This is a genomic window from Leuconostoc pseudomesenteroides KCTC 3652 (genome assembly GCF_014634745.1).
Taxonomy (GTDB): domain Bacteria; phylum Bacillota; class Bacilli; order Lactobacillales; family Lactobacillaceae; genus Leuconostoc; species Leuconostoc pseudomesenteroides.
Window position 1 is genome coordinate 1 of the sequence record NZ_BMBP01000010.1, and the last position, 20,173, is coordinate 20,173.

Below are 20,173 nucleotides of genomic sequence, written 5' to 3' on the forward strand. Positions count from 1 at the left end.
CTGATGACCATCACATCAGAAGCACGAAACCCATGGCAAAAAGGAGCCAAAGTCGCGTTCTCCCCGCGACTCTAAATAATTCATATTCTCTCCCGAATATATTCTCTTCTCTCTCAAATATTCTCTCAAAAATATTTCCCGATGAACGTGTTAGTTCATCGGGTTTCGTGTTTTTATGAGTTGTAAATTTGTCTTGTTCATTGTTTTGAGAAAAATACAGGCGTAAATGTGAAAAAGTTCCGAATTTTTTGCGAATGTTTTTAGAATAAATCAAATACTGATTTGTGTTGGTAACTAAATATCGATTATAATTCACTTCAAATGATGAAAGGACACAAATGACGATGACGTATCATATTGACTTGACAATTATTATCTGGCTATTTGTTGCCTATAAGTTTTATAAACTGTTGCTAAGAGCTGTGACTACTTTTGAAAGAAAAGTTAATCAAGATAGTCCGTTAGACAAAAATGGATCTGATAATTAAGAGGGAGGTTCGCTTTTTTGTTAGAAATATATCGCCTAGGCTGACCTTAATGTCAGTTTTGTGATTTTAGTTTATGAATTGAATAGGTTAGTTGATATGTTGCCTATTGATCGAATTTGTGGTATTATGATTTGTGTTGCAAAAACAGATGATATGGTCAGCTAGCTCAGTTGGTAGAGCAACGGACTCTTAATCCGTGGGTCCAGGGTTCGAGCCCCTGGCTGACCATTTTGGAAAACCACTCAGACAATTTCTGGGTGGTTTTTTGTTGCATAGATTAATATGTTGTTAATAGTGTAATTTGTGAAATATCTTGATATGTCTCACTTTATTTCTCACAAAGAGAAAAGATAACATTTTGTTTTTTAAGTTGGTTGCACAAACAAACTAACCATGTTATGATATCTGAGTAAAGATGTGATAACGTTTTCACTTATAAGTGCGTTTATTCACAATTATAAAATATTATCTGGGAGATATAATTATGGATGCAAATCTTGAAAAAAGAGATGAATTCGCCAAACTAACAACTTGGGATCGTGTGAGTTATGGTTTCGGTGATTTTGCTCAAAACTTGGTGTTTGGAACAGTTGGTGGCTTTTTGCTATTTTACTTAACAAACATTAACGGCATATCAGCTGGTGTTGGTGCAACGATATTTTTAGTTGTTCGTTGGATTAATGTTGTTTGGGATCCATGGGTTGGAACTGTTGTTGATAAAGCTAAAATTACAAAGAATGGTAAATATCGACCATTTCTTTTGAATTTTGGTATTCCACTTGTTATTTTAGCAGCGCTGTTGTTTTTACCTGTTGCAAAAGTGCTAGGATCTGGTTCTGCCGCAACTGTTGCTTATGCAACTGTTTCATATATGGCAACAGCGTTGGTGTACTCATTTGTTAATATCCCTTATGGTTCATTAAATGCATCATTAACTCGTGATGAAATGGAAGTGTCAAAGTTAACTTCAGTTCGTATGATGCTGGCTAATGTGGGTAACTTACTGGTTTATACACTATTTCCTTTGTTTGTTCAATTAGCTTCACCTAATGCAAAAATGACAGATACTGGTCTGTTTGGTTTAAAGTTGAAACTAGGAAACTATGCTGCTCCTTCAGCAGCTGGCGCATGGTTTAAAGTTTACGGTATATATATGCTTATTGGCGCTGTTGCACTATTTATAGCTTATCGTAACACCAGAGAACGCGTTCTAGCCTCAGAGGAATCAACAGATCAGGTCAAGTATTCTGATTTGTTTGCTGAGTTAAAGCGTAATGCAGCTTTGCGTAACCTTGGTATTTTCTTCTTAGTTGGCTTCACCTTGATGTTCTTTGGAAATACAGTTTGGCCATACTTCATGCAATATAACTTTGGTGTTGAGGGCGGTAAGTCAGCTTTGATGGCATCAATTGGGTTAATTGGTTCAATCCCAGGTATTTTCTTGGTAGTACTTTGGCCAAAATTGCGTTCAACGCTTGGAAAAAAAGGATTTTTCTTCACATTCTTATCTATCTTTATAATAGGACAATTACTTTTGTTTGCTTGGTCTAAGAATCCTTCCTCAGATTGGTTGGGATTCACTGGTCGTTTCCTACAACAATGGGGTCTAACATCTGCAACTGGTTTCATGTGGGCACTGGTTCCTGAAGTTGTCTCAAATGGCGAGTATATCTCAGGCAAGCGTGTTGCTGGCATAATCAATGCTATCATGGGTCTTTTCTTCAAAATTGGTTTGGCACTTGGTGGTATTATTCCTGGTTATCTTTTGCAGATTATGCACTTTAAGTCTGGTGCTTTGACACAAACTGCTAGTGCACAATTTGGTATTACATTGTCAATGATTTGGTTACCAAGCATTTTGGCCGTTGTTGCCATGATTGTCATCAGTCGTTATCCTTTGTCGGATGCATATGTTGACAAGATGAACCAAGAATTGAAAGAAAAAAATAGTTAACTAGATGAGACAACATTTAAAGACACTGCGCGTAGATTTTCTGAAATGATAAATCTATCAACTATGACTTGACGTGTTGTTTTTTTATTGCAATCTTATAAGTACTGCGGGATACTAAAGATGGTCTTGTTAATATCAGTTATTAAAATATATTGGGGTAAAAGTAGTGAAAAAAACTGTCGGGCATGTCAAAATGCCATATATATTTGTTATTTTAATTCTAGTTATCATTGTTGGCATTTTAACAGTACGGCATTTTGATAATCAGGAGAAATCAGCGTCGCCAGATGTTAAAAAGTCGACATCAACAGCTCCGTCAAAAAATACTTTTCCAAAGGGCGTCAAATCGACTGATTGGGACTTAGTCTTGGTGAACAAAAAACAGCCATTGTCAGCAGAATTAAATTTTAATAAAGTCACGGTTGATGACAAGCAAATTGATACTAGAATTGAACAGCCTTTGGCTAATTTCCGTCAAGCTGCTCAAAAAGCAGGATATGCCACAACTTTAGTTTCAGGATATCGTTCCATTGCCTATCAAAAACAAATTTTTGACAATTCAGTTGCACAATATGAAGCCAACGGTTTGAGCACAACTGAGGCCAAAAATAAGACAGCACTTGTCATCCAAACGCCAGGAGCTTCAGAACATCACACGGGGTTAGCTGTTGATTTGGCGGGGGATGATGCATTGGCGGCTTATCCTGCACTGCAGGCCGAGATGGATCAGTACGCCTCTCAGAAATGGTTGATACAACATGCACCAGATTACGGATTTGTATTACGTTTTCTAAGTGATGCAAAGTCAATTAAACAAACAGGTATTGATTATGAATCATGGCATTTTAGATATGTTGGTGTGGCAAACGCAAAATATATGACCCAGCATCATTTAACCTTAGAGGCGTATGTTGCTGCTTTAAAAAATGCTAATCGCTGACGTCAAAACCAATTGATTTCGTCTGCAAGTAAATGACAATTTTGCTATACTTAATAAGTAAATATTTTTAGCAGGTTTGTTAAATAATCACATTATTTTAAAGGAGAATTGGCATGATTGTATTATCAGGCACCATTGGCGCCGGCAAAACAAGTTTAACAAAGATGTTGGCCCAGCATTTGGATTCAGAGGCTTTTTATGAAAGCGTGGATGATAATCCAATTTTGCCTTTATTCTATGAAGACCCCAAAAAGTATGGCTTTTTGCTGCAAATTTATTTTCTGAATAAGCGTTTGGCACAAATTAAAAAAGCGCAAGTTGTCACAAAAAATATCCTTGATCGTTCAATTTTTGAAGATGCTTTGTTGTTCCAATTAACTGCTGATTTAGATCGTGCCACACAGACAGAAGTCGACATTTATAAATCTTTGGTTGATAATATGATGGCTGAAATTCCCGGAGGCGCTTCAAAAGATCCTGACCTATTGATTCATGTTCGTGTTAGTTTTGATACAATGTTGGCACGCATCAAAAAGCGTGGACGTTCTTATGAACAAATTGATGAGAATCCAAGTTTGTATGAATATTATCAAGCACTTAATAGCCGATATGATGATTGGTTTGAAAACTATGACCGATCACCAAAAATTCAAATTGATGGCGACCGTTTTGATTTCGTTGAGAATCCAAAAGCACGAGCAGAAGTATTTGAAATGATTGATGCCAAATTATCTGAAACAGGTGTGCTATCATTTTAAAAGTACTAACGACTATGTAGCTCCTAACTGCCGAGTTGGGAGCTTTCTGTTATAATAAAACAAAATAGGAAATAATAGCATGGAAAATTGGCAGAGAATCGTTGTCAAAGTTGGCACAAGCACCATTGTTGATGGTGATGGGCAAATTAAATATTCAGTGATCAATCGTTTGGCGCAAACACTCACAAGTTTACAAAAAAGCGGGCATGAAGTGGTATTAGTTACTTCAGGTGCGATTGGTGTGGCGATGCAACAAATGCAGCTTCAGTCACGACCAAAAGAAATACCACAACAGCAAGCATTGGCGGCTATCGGTCAAACATATTTAATGTCACTTTACAACCAAAGCTTTGCGTTTTATCAACAAATGATAGGACAAGTTTTGTTGACGTATGACGTTTTTGATAATAAAGTAATGCTTGAAAATGCTATCAACGCTGTTGAAGCATTGTTAGCTGAACATGTTATTCCAATTATTAACGAAAATGATGTGATTGCAGTAGATGAATTGGATCATCAACATTCGTTTGGTGATAATGATCGGTTGGCGGCAATTGTAACACATGAATTGCGAGCCGATGGTCTAATTATTTTAAGTGATGTTGATGCGCTGTATACTGCCAATCCAACAATTGATGCTACTGCCACACCTATTCGTCATGTTACGGCAGTTACTGATGACATTCGGATGAGTGCCACTGGTTCCGTTTCAGGCCTTGGAACAGGTGGTATGAGTACCAAATTATTGGCAGCCGAACTGGTGATGGCACATCGTGGCAAAATGGTGCTAATCAATGGTGCCAATCCCGCTTTAATTTTAGATGTTATCAAAGGTGAGGCCGTGGGCACTTTGTTTCAAGGAGAATAAGATGGAAACAATACAAAATATTGGTCAAAAAGCAAAGGCAGCAGCGCTAGACGCTGCCAACTTATCTTTTGAGACACGCAATCAAATTTTAAAAATGATGGCAGCTGCTATTACGGAAAAGTCAGATGTCATTATTGCGGCTAATCAGCAAGATTTAGCATTAGCAACAAATCTTGCTGCACCAATGGTAAAACGACTAACGCTTGATGAGGCGACAGTTCAAGGCATTGCCGAATCTCTTTTGGCAGTCACGCAATTGCCTGATCCTTTAGCAGGACCGTATGAAACGTGGGAAAATCACGCCAAATTAAAAATTGTAAAAAAGATAGTACCCTTGGGTGTTGTGGCAATGGTTTATGAAGCACGACCAAATGTTACTGTTGACTCAGCGGCGCTCACGCTAAAGTCTGGTAATGCTGTTATTTTACGAGGTGGGAAAGAAGCGATTGCCTCAAATAAGGCACTCGCAGCTATTTTACGTGACGTTTTGAAGCAACGTGATCTCAATCCAGATATGATACAACTCATCACTGACACGTCACATGACTCAGTCAACCAGTTACTTCATATGAGAGAATATGTGGACGTCTTGATTCCACGAGGCTCTGGTCATTTTATTGATTTTGTTGTGGCTAATGCCACGGTTCCTGTGATAGAAACTGGTGCTGGTAACACACACATTTTTGTAGATGCTAGTGCTGATCAAGATGAAGCCATTAATATTATTCATAATGCCAAAACGCAGAAGCCAGCGGTATGCAATGCTGCCGAGAAGTTGTTAATTCATGCGGATATAGCGGATGAATTTTTGCCAAAGATTACTGGTCGATTAAGAGCGGCAGATGTTGAATTACGAGGTGATGAAGCCTCTAGAGCGATTGAAAGTGATTTGATACCAGCTAGTGAACTTGATTGGGACACAGAATATAATGACCTAATTATGGGTGTCCGTATTGTTTCTGGGATTGATGAGGCAATTGAGTGGGTGAATCGGCACACAACGCACCATTCTGAAACCATTATTAGTGAAGATGCTGAAAACGTTGCCAAATTTATGAATGACGTTGATGCTGCAGTCGTTTACCGAAACGCCTCAAGTCGGTTTACGGACGGATTTGAATTTGGGTTCGGTGCAGAAATTGGCATTTCAACTCAAAAGCTTCATGCACGTGGGCCAATGGGTCTTGAGGCTTTGACAACAATCAAATATGAAGTGTTTGGCGATGGTCAAATTCGTTCATAAATAAAGAGACATGTCGTTAATGACATGTCTCTATTTATTTCTGAGTTGTATTCAAAATATTTAGCATTAGATTTTGGAAATCGTTTACAAAACGTGGTGTGTCGACGAGCACGGCGGCTTTAGTAGTTGTTGGTTCCAACAATCTACTTTTATCTCCGATAGTGCGACCATAATCGCCACTTTCTTTATCATAAGTGACACGCATGGCTAATGAAATTGTGGTGACATAGCTTGGGTCAATACCAACGGCTACTGCTAGCGGATCATGAAGTGCAGCACCTTTTTTGTCGATATTTAGTTTAGCATAGGCGTCAATATAAAAATCCATTAAATCAGCATATTTTTGACCTGCGGTTGTTCCTAGCAAGCGCCATGCAGCAGTTTCTTTTTTTGTTAATAGTGTTCGGAGGGTAACATCAAGACCAACCATCGTTAAATTGTCCTGATGAGTGAAAGCAAAGTCAGCAGCCTCGGGATCTTGATGGATATTAGCTTCAGTGAATGGTGTGACATTGCCTGGGACAGTTAAGGCGCCGCCCATCAATGTTGTATTGCCAATTAAGTGCGCAACGTCGGGATCTTTTTTAATTGCAGCCGTCAAGTTCGTTAGGGGACCGGTAGGAATAAAAATTAACTCATCTTGATATTGGTGTGCAGCTTCGATTAAGAAATCGACCCCAGATTGTGCGGAAACTTTTTGAGGTGATGTTGCTAACAAAACATCACCAACGCCGTTTTTGCCGTGAATAGCTTGTGAAATTGGCATCACATCAAAATGGTCAGTAGTGCTTGAATGACTTTCACCAATGAAAACAGGGACATTGTCTGCACCGAGTAGATGGAGTAAATTCAAAGAATTTTGGGCGGCCGTTGTGACCAGAGTGTTACCATAACTTGAAATAATACCAATGAGATCAACATTTGGGTCTGCGACAGCATAAGCTAACGCAAGTGCGTCATCAATACCTGTGTCAAGATCAAGAATCATTTTTTTGTGGGCCATAAATTTTCTCCAATTTTTAAAGATATGTTTATTATAACGGACAACAACAAATTTAGGGATAAATTCGCCAAATGTAGGTATAATATTCTTGTACAGGGTAAACAAAAATTGGAGATTTATGAATGACAGAAACAGAAATATATGATATTGCCATAATAGGTGGTGGACCAGTTGGTATGTTTGCAGGATTTTATGCTGGGCTACGAAATACAAAAACAATTTTGATCGAAAGTTTAGCTACTTTAGGCGGGCAGGTAACAGCACTTTATCCTGAAAAAAATATTCTAGATGTTGCGGGTTTTCCAAGTATCAAAGGTTCAGACTTAATCGCGTCGTTACAAGCACAACTTGATATGTTTCCTATTACAATTAAAACGAATACGACTGTGGTTAACGTTGTGAAACAAGACGAGTTATTCACAATTGCTACAGATGATGGCACCACGATGATCGCCAAAACAATTATCGTTACCACAGGTAAAGGGGCATTTGAACCACGTAAAATGCAGTTAGATGGCGTAGATGAGCTAGTTGGACAAGGTGTTCACTATTTTGTAAAAAACAAACATGATTTTGATAATCATGACGTTGCCATTGCTGGTGGCGGGGATTCAGCAGTTGATATGGCAACAATGCTTAATCAATTAACCGCTTCGACTGCTTTGATTCATCGACGGGATCAATTTAGAGCGATGGAGCAAAGTGTTAAAGCGTTAGAACAATCAACAGTGAAACGTGAAACGCCAAAAAAAGTGACAAAAGTTGAGAAATTGTCTTCAGGCAAGCTGAGGCTTAGTTTGGCAAATGTTAAAAATGACTTGTTGCATAGCGATTTAGTAGTGGATGACCTAATTATCAATTATGGTTTCATTTCAGCTAATAAAACAGTGCAATCTTGGGACATTCAGCCGGAACTTGATGGTCAAGTATTCCATGTTAATCAGGAGCTGGCTACTAGTGTTCCTGGTGTTTTTGCTATTGGGGATGCCAGCCATTACGTTGGGAAAGCGGACTTGATAGCGATAGGATTTGGTGAAGCACCTAATGCCATTAATGCTGCTATTCGGGTATTTGACCCAGAACGCGGTGGGCCAGGCCATTCTAGTGCCATGGTTGTCCGCGATGGTAAAGTGATATAAAAAATGTTAACCTCTGATCCTGAGGTTAACATTTTTTGTTATAAGTCATGCTTGTGCGTGTTGCTACGGGCAAAATGACGATTATTAGCATGTGTCTCGTGTTTTTTCTGTGTTCGAATTTGTTTTTCTAGCTCAGCAATTACTAAGGTGACATTCTTTAAATTATTTCTTAGTGAGCGTTGTGATGAAGCATCACGGTTTGACTGCTCTAAGTCATTTTGCAATTGTTTAGCTTGGTTCTGTGCGGTCGAGAGTTTGTGTTGTAATGCTTTGATATCATATAATTGAAACATAGTTGTGCCTTACTTTGCTGATTCTAATATTGTGACTTTACCAGTGGCATAATCAATTTTAACGCCAGGTTGTACGTTAAAAATCCAATAATTGATATTAAGGCTTTTACCATCGTCGCCAATTGATTTTGCCATATAATGAACACCACGTGGAATAAGTTCGTTGCCAATATATAGGGGTGTGACTTGTCCACGTACAGTGATCTTGGGATTTTTTTCAATCGCATCACGAATGTCATCTTCGGCAACTAATTGTCCCGGATAGGCATTTTCCACTCGTGTACCTGTTGTCATATTCTCTGTGACCATTGTCGCCATACCGAAAAATTGATAGCCAACGATGTGCGACTTATTCCACAAAGGCTGCTTGCTATTACCAAGTTTAACATTGGGATTATTATGATAACCTCCGACCCACTTTGTGCCGTCAAATCGATCACCAATAAACCAACCTGATGGACGAACGTCGTATGGCATGCGACTTGGTCTTTTGGTTACCTTAGAGATAGCACTTTGACTAGCTACAAAATTGGCCTGTTGTGAGCGACCTAGACTATCTAGGGGCGACAAACTCAAGCCGTCAATTGGTCGTAACTTTGAGGCTTGACTGGGAAAAGTGTCCGCCATTTCAGTTTCACTAAAAGTCGCTTTATTATTGTTAACGTGAACAATGTCGCCGTCTAAAGTGCCATCCCATTTAAGATTTAAAAGCGCTTGATCATTTGGCGCATTAACGGTTGCACGTGATGTTTTCTCGGTTGGCGTATTTGATTGCTGTTGGTTTTGCCAAAGATAAAATCCAGCAACAAGTACAATGATTAACAGCGACAAAAGTTTATTTTGAGGCTGTTTTCTACGAGTATAAGTGCGTTTTCTAGCCATGATATTCTCTCTTTCAACTCATATATCATAACATGTTGTGGGTTAATACGAAACGCAATGAGATTTTTCTATTAAAAGTTCATTGCATTTAAGAATTGTTGAATTCTATTATCTGTGGCACTAAAAAATCCCTCAGCACTACCATCATAACCAATTTGACCATTTTCAATGAAAATAATATGATCGGCCACTTGACGCGCAAAACCCAAGTTGTGGGTCACGACAATCATGGAGGTCCGTTGTGTAGCTAACTCTTTTAAGACATGTAGTACTTGTGCTTCTAATTCTGGATCTAGTGCACTAGTTGGCTCATCGAGTAATAAGTATTCTGGTTGCATGGCTAATGCTCGCATAATGGCAACACGTTGCTGCTGACCTACGGAAAGCTCTGATGGGTATCGTTCAGCGAGTTCTGCCATACCAAATCGTTCCAGTAATGCTTGTGCTTTTTTTGTAGCAACAGCGATAGGCTCTTTTTTGACTTGGACTGGACCCTCTATGATATTTTTTAAGACCGTCAAGTGTGCAAACAAAGCTTTTTCTTGAAAAACCATGCCAAATGACTGCCGGAAATTGAAAATTTCTTTTTTGGCAATAGGTGCTTCAAAATTGATGGTTAAATCATTCAAAGCTAGTGTGCCACTTGTTGGCCTTTCAAGCAAATTTAGGGTACGTAGCAGTGTTGATTTACCAGAACCGGAGGGGCCCAGAATAACCGCTGTTTCATGTGCATTAAAAGTTGCTGAAACATCATCTAATGCACGTTTGTCTGGATATTGTTTGATAATGTGTTTAACTTCAATCATATTGTAAACCTCGAGGTATAACGTTCAAGATAGTGTTGTCCCACAGTTAAAATAGTGGTTAATAAGGCATAAACCATTGCCACTAACACATACATGGATAAAATTTTGTAGTTTTCGGCGGCGATTTGCTGACTGAGATAAAACATTTCTACAATGGTAATGACACTGGCCAGTGACGTATCTTTCAACAAACTAATTAGTGAGTTGCTTAGAGGTGGAATCGAAATGCGCGCAGCCTGCGGCAAAACGACTCGCCAATAAACTTGACGATTGGTCATGCCAAGTGATTCGGCTGCTTCTTTTTGTACTTTAGGTACTGATAAAATGGCTGCACGGACACTTTCTGAAGCATAGGCGCCAGTGTTTAGTGAAAAAACAGTGATCGCAGATACCCACGCGTTAGCAAAAAAGTTGATGTGTGCATTGGGTAATCCGTAGAACACAATAAACAATTGCACAATCATGGGCGTTGAACGAAATAGCCAAACGTAAAATGCTGCAACAGCTTTCAGTATTATCATAATCAATCGCGCAATTGGTTCAGAGGGAAGTTTAGAAATTCGGATTAACGCGGTTAAAATTGCAAAGATTAATCCTAAAATGAACGAAATTGCCGTCAAAGGAAGTGTATAGGTTAGCGCGGCCATCAATAAACTTGGCAAATATTGTATGGCAATTTGAATAAATTGTGTCATAAAATCCTCCTAGACAACATAATCAATCACTTTACAGTTAAATCAGTATTGAAATATTTGATTGACAGTGACTTTAAAGTACCATCTGCGCGCAGGTCAGTTAATGCTTGATTAATTTTTTCTTGCAAGGCTTTGTTATTTTTGTTGATCAGCGCTCCGGCTGGAGAAGCAGGACTTTCTTTGCTTAAATCAATGGCAGTTGTTTTAGCTGACGGATTTGCTTTTTTCCATACTTGGTAAGCGCCCATGTCATTTAAAGTGCCGTCCGCGCGACCAGTAGTGACCATGTTCATAGCTTCCGTTATCCCGGGAACGGCCACTATTTCTGCACCGGATTTTTTAGCCAGTGCTCCGAAATTAGAAGTTGTGGATTGCGCCATTTTTTTACCTTTGATATCAGCCAATGTCTTTAAGTCTGTGGCAGATGTTGGTTTAATTAAGACAGTTTTAGCATAAATATAGGGTGAGCTAAAACGATAGTTTTTTTGGCGTTCTGCTGTGATACCCACATCATTAAAAACGACGTCATATCTTTTTGCACCAAGACCAGCAATTAAGGAGTCCCATTTTGTTTGAACATATTTAGGCTTTAGCCCTAGTTTTTTGGCTATTTTTGTCGATAACTCAACTTCAAATCCGGTTAATTTGCCATTTTGACGGTATGAAAAAGGTGCATAAGTGCCTTCTAAACCAATGGTTAAAGTGCCTGATGTTATGGTTTCTGATTTTTGAGATGAGCGTCGTGTGGTAATACTTAGGACCGCTGTGATGACAATGATTAGTGCAATTACTGTGACAATGATTTTCTTCTTCATGATTTTTCTCCATAGAAAAAGGCGCTTATCAAATGAAGTTGATAACGTTAGTAAGTGATAGTTTGATGTGGATAAAAATACGTCAAAATACCGGTGCTAACAAGCGCCGGTGGACACAATTTTTAGTTGTAATCATCATTTTTAACATTATTTCTCCAAATTCAATATAAGCTTAACATGTCAGTAATTATTCTGCAAGTTTATTTTTCAAGAGACCATTCAGCCTTAAATTCGCTCAAAAAATCTAGCATGAATTGCTGTCTTGGTATTGCAATGGCACGAGCTGTGTCAGTATTTAGCTTGTCTTTAATGAGCAACAATTTTTCATAAAAGTGGTTAATTGTTGTACTGTCATTGCTGCGATAGGTGGCTTTGTCTTTTGCGATTCTGGGTGGAACACTTGGATCGTATAAGACGCGATTTTTAACAGCACCGTATGTAATGGCACGTACAACAGCGATAGCACCGATAGCGTCAAGGCGGTCTGCATCCTGAACAATTTGACCATTGAGCGTTAAATGAGTTGCATTTTCTAACGAATGTGACCAAGACATATTATCAATAATATCCGTAATAGCTTCGATTTTTTCAGGATCAACGCCAATTGACAATAAAAATGAAATCATAGCATTTTTAGCAGCAATCACATCTGTTTCGCTGTCATATAATTTATCGTCATATACATCATGAAGTAAAACAGCTGCATGAACGATAAAGGCATCAGCATCAGGCTCATTAGGCAGAATCTTATCTGCCAGTGCTAACACACGCATAATGTGGTCAGTCCCGTGTCCGGTGTTGTCCTTTGTTAGGACAGTTGTCATGTATTTAGTGATTAATTCTATTTGTGACATCAAGTTATCTCCTAATCAATTACAGTTTACCGGTTTTGTTTTTAAAATGAAAGTGTCCTTGCGTCGATAAAAAAATGAAATTTCCTATGAAAAATACCTAATTTTGGTTATAATAATCTTATATACTAAGCCTCATATGGCAAAAAGCGTACCTCGTTCCAGAAATGAGCTAGGTTACGTTAAAGAAAGAGGAAGACTCATATGTCAGAACCAAACAATGTTTTATTTAACACTGCCAATCACACAGATTCAGCTGTCATTTACGACAAATTTTCCAAGGCAGAGCAACAGTTTTCTGTGAAGAAAGACAAAACTTTTTACATCACAACACCTATCTATTATCCATCAGGTAAGTTGCAACTTGGCAATACTTATACGACAGTATTGGCTGATGCTGCAGCGCGATATCACCGTCTTTTGGGTGACGATGTGTACTTTTTAACAGGTACTGATGAACATGGTTTGAAAATCCAACAAAAAGCAAAAGCTGCTGGCACGTCAGAAATTGCCTATCTTGATGGCATGGCTAAGCAAATCAAAGACTTGTGGCAGTTAATGGATATTTCATATGATGACTTTATCCGGACGACAGAAGATCGCCACGAAAAAGCCGTTGAAAAGATTTTTACGCAATTACTTGAAAATGGTGATATTTATAAAGGTGAGTATGAAGGATGGTATTCTGTTTCAGATGAAGAATATTTCACCGAATCACAACTTGCTGAAGTCTATCACGACGAACAAGGTAAAGTAATTGGTGGTAAGGCACCATCAGGACATGAAGTTGAGCTCGTCAAAGAAGAAGCTTACTTTTTCAAAATGAGTCAATACGCCGACTGGTTGCTAGATTACTACAAAACGCACCCTAACTTTATTCAACCTGAAGCGCGAATGAACGAGATGATCAATAACTTCATTGCGCCTGGATTAGAAGATTTGGCAGTTACGCGGACATCCTTTGACTGGGGTGTACCTGTCCCTGGGGATGAAAAGCATGTGATTTATGTTTGGATTGACGCGTTAGCCAATTATATTACTGCGCTCGGCTATGATTCAGATGACACAGCGTTGTTTGATAAATTCTGGCCAGCTAATGTCCAATTAGTTGGTAAAGAAATTGTCCGCTTCCACACGATTTATTGGCCAATCATGTTGCACGCACTTGGATTAGAATTGCCCAAAACGGTGATTGGTCATGGCTGGTTAGTCATGAAAGACGGTAAAATGTCGAAGTCAAAGGGTAATGTTATTTACCCAGAAGTGTTGGAACAACGTTATGGTTTGGACGCAGTTCGTTACTACTTATTGCGTGCTATGCCATTTGGAAATGATGGCGTGTTTACCCCAGAAGACTTTGTTGCCCGTGTCAACTATGATTTGGCAAACGATTTAGGAAACCTACTTAACCGAACTGTTGCCATGATTAATAAGTATGAAGGTGGTGTTATTCCTGAACTTCATACTGGCAAAACCGCGTTTGATGAAGATCTAGTTCGTACTGTGGAGGACGCGATTGTTAGCTATAACAAAAGTTTCCGTGAACTCCGTACAGCAGATGCACTCGAAAGTGTTTGGACAATTATTCGTCGAGCCAATAAGTATATTGACGAGACACAACCTTGGGTGTTGGCGAAAGATGACAATGCTAAGCCAATTTTATCAAGTGTTATGGCACATCTTGCTGGTGCATTGCGTGTCGTTGCCGTACTGTTGCAACCAGTTTTGACACAGGCTCCTCGCAAAATATTTGAGCAATTAGGGTTGGATTATGCTGAAAAAGGTGTCGCAATTGGTGGGTTGACATTTGGAAAATTACCAACTGGTGGTCACGTTGTTGCTAAGGGTGAACCAATCTTCCCACGTCAAAATGTTGATGAAGAAGTGGCATTTATTTCTGGTTTAGTTTCCAAGGACACTAAGGGGAAAGGTCGTGCAGTAAAAGAAGCAGCGATTGCTGCCGCTAATAAAGACACGACACCGGAAAAAGAATTAATCACGTATGATGATTTTGCGAAAGTAGAAATTTTGGCGGCTAAGATCACTGCAGGTGAAATTGTTGCCAAGTCTGAAAAATTGTTGAAATTCACACTGGATGATGGTTCCGGTAAGCCACGACAAATTTTGTCTGGTATTCGAAAGTGGTATGCTGATCCCGCAGTTTTGGTTGGTAAAACTGTGGCTATTGTAGCCAATATGAAACCGCGCAAGATGGCTGGTGAACTATCTGAAGGCATGATTTTGTCAGCTGAAAAAAATGATATTGTGACGGTTACGATTTTACCTGATTCAATTGAACCAGGATCGGGTATTGAGTAAAAAAAAGACTCCTATGGAGTCTCTTTTTTATACTTTCAAATCAATTTGTGGCATACGTTTGAATACTGGAATTAAGATTAATGCAACAATTAATCCCATGACTGCTTGTGCGATATTACCAACTATTGACGCGACTCCAGCGGGCCAATTGTACAAAATTGCTCCCGCCAAAACGTAACCAATCACCATAACAAGGCTGCCAATTAGCAAAGCAATTGCCTGTGGCAAAATTGATTTACGATAACCAATATAGCCGACCAACAATCCTTCTGCACCATGAATGACTAATGAAAAAATCATCCACTGTGGATAGCCAGCAAGTAAATCAAGTAATAAACCACTCATACCGCCAACAATCAATCCGCTTCGGGCCCCACCCAGAAGCGCGGCAATGAAAATACCGGCTTCCACAAGATTGACAAAGCCATTAGTAGCAGGGACGGGAATTTTTATCACATAAGATAGTGCAATATTAAAAGCAATGATTACCGCTAATATGGCGATATGTTGCGATTTAGAGTTGTGCATGTTGTTAAGCCCTTTTAATGTTTATTTGATCAACGTTTTTATGAGACCGATACAATAAATGATGTAAGTGATATCTCTGATCAAGTTCATGAGATGGAACTCAAAAATGAAAACGTTTATCATATTTTATCAGTTATTGATACGTAGTGCAATTGATTTTTGGTTAAAAAGCATCATTTATTTTGGTTTTTCTTGTTGAAAAATGAGAATAAAATGTACCATATAAACTAATGTTGCCGTGCTGTGTTATATTAACAAACGGAGTGGTTCTTTGGTTTCAATATATGTCCCAATAATGAAAAAACTCAGTTAAATTTTTTTATATGTAATAATAATTAAAAATATTTGATTTTGCTGGTTAATCAAATCAGTTTTTAGACAAGTTCACGTTCGCTCATTGTTGAACTTTGTGCTATAATATTGGTGTTGACATAAGTCAAAAATTTTTGGAGGATCTAAAACACATGACTGTTAAGATTGGTATTAACGGATTTGGACGTATTGGCCGCTTGGCTTTCCGTCGCATCCTTGAGTTGTCAGACAAAGCATCAGATATCGAAGTTGTTGCTATCAACGACTTGACAAGCCCTGACATGTTGGCATACTTGTTGAAGTATGACTCAATTCACGGTACTTTGCATGCTGATGTTTCATCTGATGAGAGCGGTATTATTGTTAACGGTAAGCACTATGCTGTTTACTCAGAACGTAACGCTGCTGACTTGAAGTGGGTTGCTAACGATGGTGTTGATTATGTATTGGAAGCTACTGGTTTCTATACTTCAGCTGAAAAGTCACAAGCTCACTTGGATGCAGGTGCCAAGAAGGTATTGGTTTCAGCCCCAGCCGGTGCAGTTCCAACAGTTGTTTACGGTGTTAACCAAGACATCTTGACTGCAGACGACAAGATTGTTTCTGCAGGATCATGCACAACGCAATCATTGGCTCCAATCGCTAACGTATTGGAAAAAGAATTTGGTGTTAAGACTGGTTTGATGTTGACTGTTCATGCTTACACAGCTTCACAAAGCTTGCAAGATGGACCAAAGTCAGCTAACTTTGCAAAGCGCCAAGCAAATCGTGATGCTGCTTCAAACTCATTGCCACATTCATCTGGTGCCGCAAAGGCTATCGGTTTGGTTGTGCCTTCATTGGATGGTAAGTTGACTGGTTCAGCTATCCGTGTTCCTGTTCCTGATGGTTCAATCACTGAATTGACTGCCGTTTTGAAGAAAGACGTTACAGTTGAAGAAGTTAACGCAGCTATGAAGAAGTACGAATCTGATTCATTTGGTTACAACGGTGACGGATTGGTATCTACTGACATCATCAACGATACACATGGTACTGTCTTTGATCCAACACAAACTGAAGTTGTTGCCGGAGAAGGTCAACAATTAGTTAAGGTTGCAGCATGGTACGATAACGAATACGGCTTCACTTCAAACATGATCCGTACATTGTTACACTTCGCAACATTGTAAAATTAAAGACATCACATACTTTTGGGTAAGATGTTATTTTAAGAAGACCGCTATGGCGGTTTTTTTGTTGCAATTAATCAGTAATCACTTTTTAATGTGTTAATGTTACAAAATGTAATAAAAATCAAACAAATCTTAAACAAATGTTGCGATAACAGCATATTAGTTTCAAATGTGATATACTTTACTCAAATATCGAACAGGAGTTCTATTTGTGAAAGTTGCATTTTCTTCAGATAATCACTTTGATTTAAATCATATTGATGTTAAACGCGCAATGCATGCTCAAGCGCTCTATTTGTTGAATCAAAATGTTCAATTATATGTGATGGCTGGTGATTCATTTAATGATTTTGCAGAGACATTATCTTTTGCACATGAGATGCAGGCGCTCGTGCAAGACAAAATGACTATCCGATTTATTGCTGGCAATCATGACATGGGCAAAAACGTCAGTTATGATGAATTAGAAAGTGACATTGACCCACTATATTTCCATAATAAATACATGGACTTAACTGATGAAGTAAGACTAATTGGTAATAATGGCTGGTATGATTATAGTTTTGTCGGTCAGGATTATACACAAGCACAAATTGAGCAATTTAAAAAAGCTTTTTGGTTTGATCGTCGAATTGAACAACCAATGAGTGATAGAGAACGTTGTGATATTAATCTGAAGCAGATTAATGATCAACTATTAGCCGCGGGCAATCGGCAAACCGTATTAGTGAGCCACTTTGTGCCAAGAGATGATTATATCAAACGTTTTCCAAATGGTAATACAAGACTAGATATGGCGAATGCTTTTTTGGGCAGTCGTCGTCTTGGACAAGCTTTGGATCAATCCTATACGATTGCCACAGTGACAGGCCATTTACATTTACACCCTGCGCCACTAAAAGTAGGCAATAACATTTATTATAATGCGGCCGTCGGCTATAATACCACTCGCGTGCATGAATGGCAGAGTGACGATTTTATGACTGAATGGCAAAATAGACTAATTATCTTGACTTTTTAAACACCCCTGTCTCGGGTGTTTTTTATTAACAGCGCCAATTTTTGAATCGCTTAATTAGTTTGACAATCGAAATACTTTGTGATAATATTTGACTATCATATATTTTGATTATCGAAGTATTTCTTAGAGAGGAACCACTATGCCAGTTCTTACAACGACTGAAATTATGAATTTAATCCCGAATCGTTATCCTATTTTATATATGGATTACGTCGAGGAGATGGTACCGGATGAATCAATTGTAGCTGTTAAAAATGTTACAATTAACGAGCAATTTTTTCAAGGACATTTTCCTGGAAATCCTGTGATGCCTGGCGTCTTAATCATTGAATCACTAGCACAGGCGGCGTCGATCTTGATTTTATCTTCACCACAATTCAAGGGCAAGACAGCCTATATGACAGGTATTGACAACGCTAAGTTTAAGCACATGGTTAAACCAGGTGATGTTTTGAAATTGCATGTCACATTTGGTAAACTACGCGCCAACATGGGAAGCGTATTGGTCGAGGCCAAAGTCGACGGTAAAACTGCGACATCAGCAGAGTTGATGTTTGTGGTGGCGCCAGATGAAAAAAATGAATGAAGTAATTACAACTGATTTTGAAAAAATAAATAGTGACCTTGTTGATGTATTTAACAATGTTATGTGGATTGAAGAAGCCTCTTTGAAACGTAGTTATTTTTCAGATATTACATTAAAAGATATGCACACCATTGATGCTATCTCAATGTATGATGAAAAAAGTGCTTCTCAGGTGGCTCGCATGATTCATCTCACTCCGAGTGCAATGACCACAGCCATTGATAAGTTAGTACAAAAAGGTTATGTTGAGCGACGTCGTTCCCGAACTGATCGGCGTGTTGTTAAACTAGGTTTAACGCATAAAGGGCGAGTGGTTTACCGTGCACATCAAGGCTTCCACCGTGATATGGCTCATAATTTTATGGCTGGTATGACAACGGAAGAAGCTTCTGTTGTACAACGTGCTATTCATAATTTAAAAAGTTATTTGATGGCAATATTGAGTAAGTGAGAGGGCAACATGGAACAAATTAAAATGGTTGCAGTTGCGAGCCATTCACCCGAAAATGTGGTATCAAATGATGAGTTAAGCAAATTGATGGATACTAACGATGAATGGATTTATACGCGTACTGGTATTCACCAACGGCACGTTGTCACAACTGAAAATACAAGTGATTTAGCAACCAGTGTGGCAAAAAAACTTTTAGACAAAACAGGTATTTCACCGGAAACACTTGATTTTATTATTGTTAGTACGATGTCACCTGATAGTTTGTCACCTAGTACAGCAGCAATTGTTCAGTCTAATGTTGGTGCAACAAATGCATTTGCATTTGACTTGAGTGCAGCTTGCTCGGGATTTGTTTATGGTATGAGCGTTGCCTCTAGTTTGTTAACGACACGCTATCGTCGTGGCTTAGTCATTGGTGCTGAGGTACTTTCAAAGCTAGTTGACTGGCATGATCGAACGACAGCGGTATTGTTCGGTGATGGTGCAGCTGGCGTTTTGGTTGAGCGTACGCAGGAAAATGTTGGCTTGTTGGCAGAAGAACTAAGGACTTTTGGCGAAAAAGGTGACAATCTAGTTGCGGGTAGATTTGCAAATGATAATCCATTTTCAAAACAAATCAGTGAACTAGACCCTTATTTTCACCAGAATGGTCGTGAAGTATATAATTTTGCAACCCGCGAAGTACCTGAAGCACTTCAATCAGCATTAGAGCAGGCTAAAATATCGCCAGATGATGTTGATTATTATTTATTACATCAAGCTAATTCTCGTATTGTAGCTTCAATTGCAAAACGATTCAAACAACCGATGTCGAAATTTCCAATTAATATGGTACTAAATGGGAATACAAGTGCGGCAAGTATTGGTATTTTACTAAATGATCTAGTTGAGTCAGGCCAAGTACATGCTGGACAGACAATAGCTTTAGCTGGATTTGGTGGCGGTCTCACGGTTGGCGCACAAGTTTGGCAATTATAATTAATTCGGTGTAGTCGGCTGCACCGCAAAAATCTAACGACTATACACATATTTTACAGGAGAAT

The 20,173-nt window shown here is 38.8% G+C and carries 21 protein-coding genes and 1 tRNA gene; 14 read left to right on the top strand and 8 right to left on the bottom strand.

All coding sequences use genetic code 11. The features are described 5' to 3' along the window. Positions 1-344 precede the first annotated feature (344 nt). The 7 genes from IEU65_RS08775 to IEU65_RS08805 all read left to right on the top strand — a co-directional run bounded on the left by IEU65_RS08775 (position 345) and on the right by IEU65_RS08805 (position 6,251). Positions 345-488 (top strand): hypothetical protein, encoded by a 144-nt coding sequence (locus IEU65_RS08775; protein ID WP_010280604.1) that lies wholly within the window; start codon positions 345-347, stop codon positions 486-488. A gap of 155 nt (positions 489-643) precedes the next feature. After that, a tRNA-Lys gene (locus tag IEU65_RS08780) sits at positions 644-716 on the top strand. A 256-nt stretch (positions 717-972) separates the two neighbouring features. After that, positions 973-2,442: an MFS transporter gene (locus IEU65_RS08785; protein WP_010280605.1), complete on the top strand. Its 1,470-nt coding sequence runs from the start codon at positions 973-975 to the stop codon at positions 2,440-2,442. Between the two features lie 166 nt (positions 2,443-2,608). Beyond that, complete coding sequence (locus IEU65_RS08790) at positions 2,609-3,382, top strand: M15 family metallopeptidase (RefSeq protein ID WP_010280606.1); 774 nt, start codon at positions 2,609-2,611, stop codon at positions 3,380-3,382. 113 nt (positions 3,383-3,495) lie between these two features. Then, a complete protein-coding gene (locus tag IEU65_RS08795; protein WP_010280607.1) occupies positions 3,496-4,140 on the top strand; it encodes a deoxynucleoside kinase in 645 nt (214 codons plus the stop codon). 79 nt (positions 4,141-4,219) lie between these two features. Further along, entirely contained in the window at positions 4,220-5,008 is a 789-nt protein-coding gene (proB, locus tag IEU65_RS08800) for a glutamate 5-kinase (protein ID WP_010280608.1), read from the top strand. Position 5,009: 1 nt separating this feature from the next. Then, complete coding sequence (locus IEU65_RS08805) at positions 5,010-6,251, top strand: glutamate-5-semialdehyde dehydrogenase (protein WP_010280609.1); 1,242 nt, start codon at positions 5,010-5,012, stop codon at positions 6,249-6,251. Positions 6,252-6,285: 34 nt separating this feature from the next. Here the strand turns inward: IEU65_RS08805 and IEU65_RS08810 are convergent, their stop codons facing one another. Further along, positions 6,286-7,254 (bottom strand): nucleoside hydrolase, encoded by a 969-nt coding sequence (locus IEU65_RS08810; RefSeq protein WP_010280610.1) that lies wholly within the window; start codon positions 7,252-7,254, stop codon positions 6,286-6,288. 122 nt (positions 7,255-7,376) lie between these two features. Here IEU65_RS08810 and IEU65_RS08815 point away from each other — a divergent pair, with 122 nt between their 5' ends. Next, complete coding sequence (locus IEU65_RS08815) at positions 7,377-8,393, top strand: NAD(P)/FAD-dependent oxidoreductase (RefSeq protein WP_010280611.1); 1,017 nt, start codon at positions 7,377-7,379, stop codon at positions 8,391-8,393. A 38-nt stretch (positions 8,394-8,431) separates the two neighbouring features. Here IEU65_RS08815 and IEU65_RS08820 read toward each other — a convergent pair whose 3' ends face one another. The 6 genes from IEU65_RS08820 to IEU65_RS08845 form a co-directional block, all read right to left on the bottom strand. Further along, positions 8,432-8,686 (bottom strand): hypothetical protein, encoded by a 255-nt coding sequence (locus tag IEU65_RS08820; protein WP_010279445.1) that lies wholly within the window; start codon positions 8,684-8,686, stop codon positions 8,432-8,434. Between the two features lie 9 nt (positions 8,687-8,695). After that, on the bottom strand, positions 8,696-9,568 hold the full coding sequence (locus IEU65_RS08825; RefSeq protein ID WP_010279448.1) for a DNA/RNA non-specific endonuclease: 873 nt from the start codon (positions 9,566-9,568) through the stop codon (positions 8,696-8,698). Between the two features lie 71 nt (positions 9,569-9,639). Next, positions 9,640-10,374, bottom strand: coding sequence for an amino acid ABC transporter ATP-binding protein (locus tag IEU65_RS08830; RefSeq protein WP_010279450.1), 735 nt, complete (start codon positions 10,372-10,374; stop codon positions 9,640-9,642). Continuing rightward, positions 10,371-11,069, bottom strand: coding sequence for an amino acid ABC transporter permease (locus IEU65_RS08835; RefSeq protein WP_010279453.1), 699 nt, complete (start codon positions 11,067-11,069; stop codon positions 10,371-10,373). The genes IEU65_RS08830 and IEU65_RS08835 overlap by 4 nt, the downstream gene beginning before the upstream one ends. A gap of 26 nt (positions 11,070-11,095) precedes the next feature. Further along, positions 11,096-11,884, bottom strand: coding sequence for a transporter substrate-binding domain-containing protein (locus tag IEU65_RS08840; protein WP_010279456.1), 789 nt, complete (start codon positions 11,882-11,884; stop codon positions 11,096-11,098). A 200-nt stretch (positions 11,885-12,084) separates the two neighbouring features. Beyond that, a complete protein-coding gene (locus IEU65_RS08845) occupies positions 12,085-12,738 on the bottom strand; it encodes an HD domain-containing protein (RefSeq protein ID WP_010279458.1) in 654 nt (217 codons plus the stop codon). Positions 12,739-12,939: 201 nt separating this feature from the next. On the opposite strand from IEU65_RS08845, the gene metG reads away from it, so the two are divergent. Further along, complete coding sequence (metG, locus tag IEU65_RS08850) at positions 12,940-15,054, top strand: methionine--tRNA ligase (RefSeq protein ID WP_010279462.1); 2,115 nt, start codon at positions 12,940-12,942, stop codon at positions 15,052-15,054. Positions 15,055-15,081: 27 nt separating this feature from the next. Here metG and IEU65_RS08855 read toward each other — a convergent pair whose 3' ends face one another. Continuing rightward, on the bottom strand, positions 15,082-15,582 hold the full coding sequence (locus IEU65_RS08855) for an ECF transporter S component (protein ID WP_010279465.1): 501 nt from the start codon (positions 15,580-15,582) through the stop codon (positions 15,082-15,084). Positions 15,583-16,046: 464 nt separating this feature from the next. On the opposite strand from IEU65_RS08855, the gene gap reads away from it, so the two are divergent. From gap to IEU65_RS08880, 5 genes are all read left to right on the top strand, one after another. Continuing rightward, complete coding sequence (gene gap, locus IEU65_RS08860; RefSeq protein WP_010279467.1) at positions 16,047-17,066, top strand: type I glyceraldehyde-3-phosphate dehydrogenase; 1,020 nt, start codon at positions 16,047-16,049, stop codon at positions 17,064-17,066. 214 nt (positions 17,067-17,280) lie between these two features. Next, positions 17,281-18,090, top strand: coding sequence for a metallophosphoesterase (locus tag IEU65_RS08865; RefSeq protein ID WP_010279470.1), 810 nt, complete (start codon positions 17,281-17,283; stop codon positions 18,088-18,090). 139 nt (positions 18,091-18,229) lie between these two features. Then, on the top strand, positions 18,230-18,676 hold the full coding sequence (gene fabZ / locus IEU65_RS08870; protein WP_010279473.1) for a 3-hydroxyacyl-ACP dehydratase FabZ: 447 nt from the start codon (positions 18,230-18,232) through the stop codon (positions 18,674-18,676). Further along, positions 18,669-19,127 carry a MarR family winged helix-turn-helix transcriptional regulator gene (locus IEU65_RS08875; RefSeq protein ID WP_031941027.1) on the top strand — a complete coding sequence of 153 codons (459 nt, stop codon included), beginning with the start codon at positions 18,669-18,671 and terminating at the stop codon, positions 19,125-19,127. The genes fabZ and IEU65_RS08875 overlap by 8 nt, the downstream gene beginning before the upstream one ends. A 9-nt stretch (positions 19,128-19,136) precedes the next feature. Then, on the top strand, positions 19,137-20,108 hold the full coding sequence (locus IEU65_RS08880; protein ID WP_010279478.1) for a beta-ketoacyl-ACP synthase III: 972 nt from the start codon (positions 19,137-19,139) through the stop codon (positions 20,106-20,108). Positions 20,109-20,173: the final 65 nt, after the last annotated feature.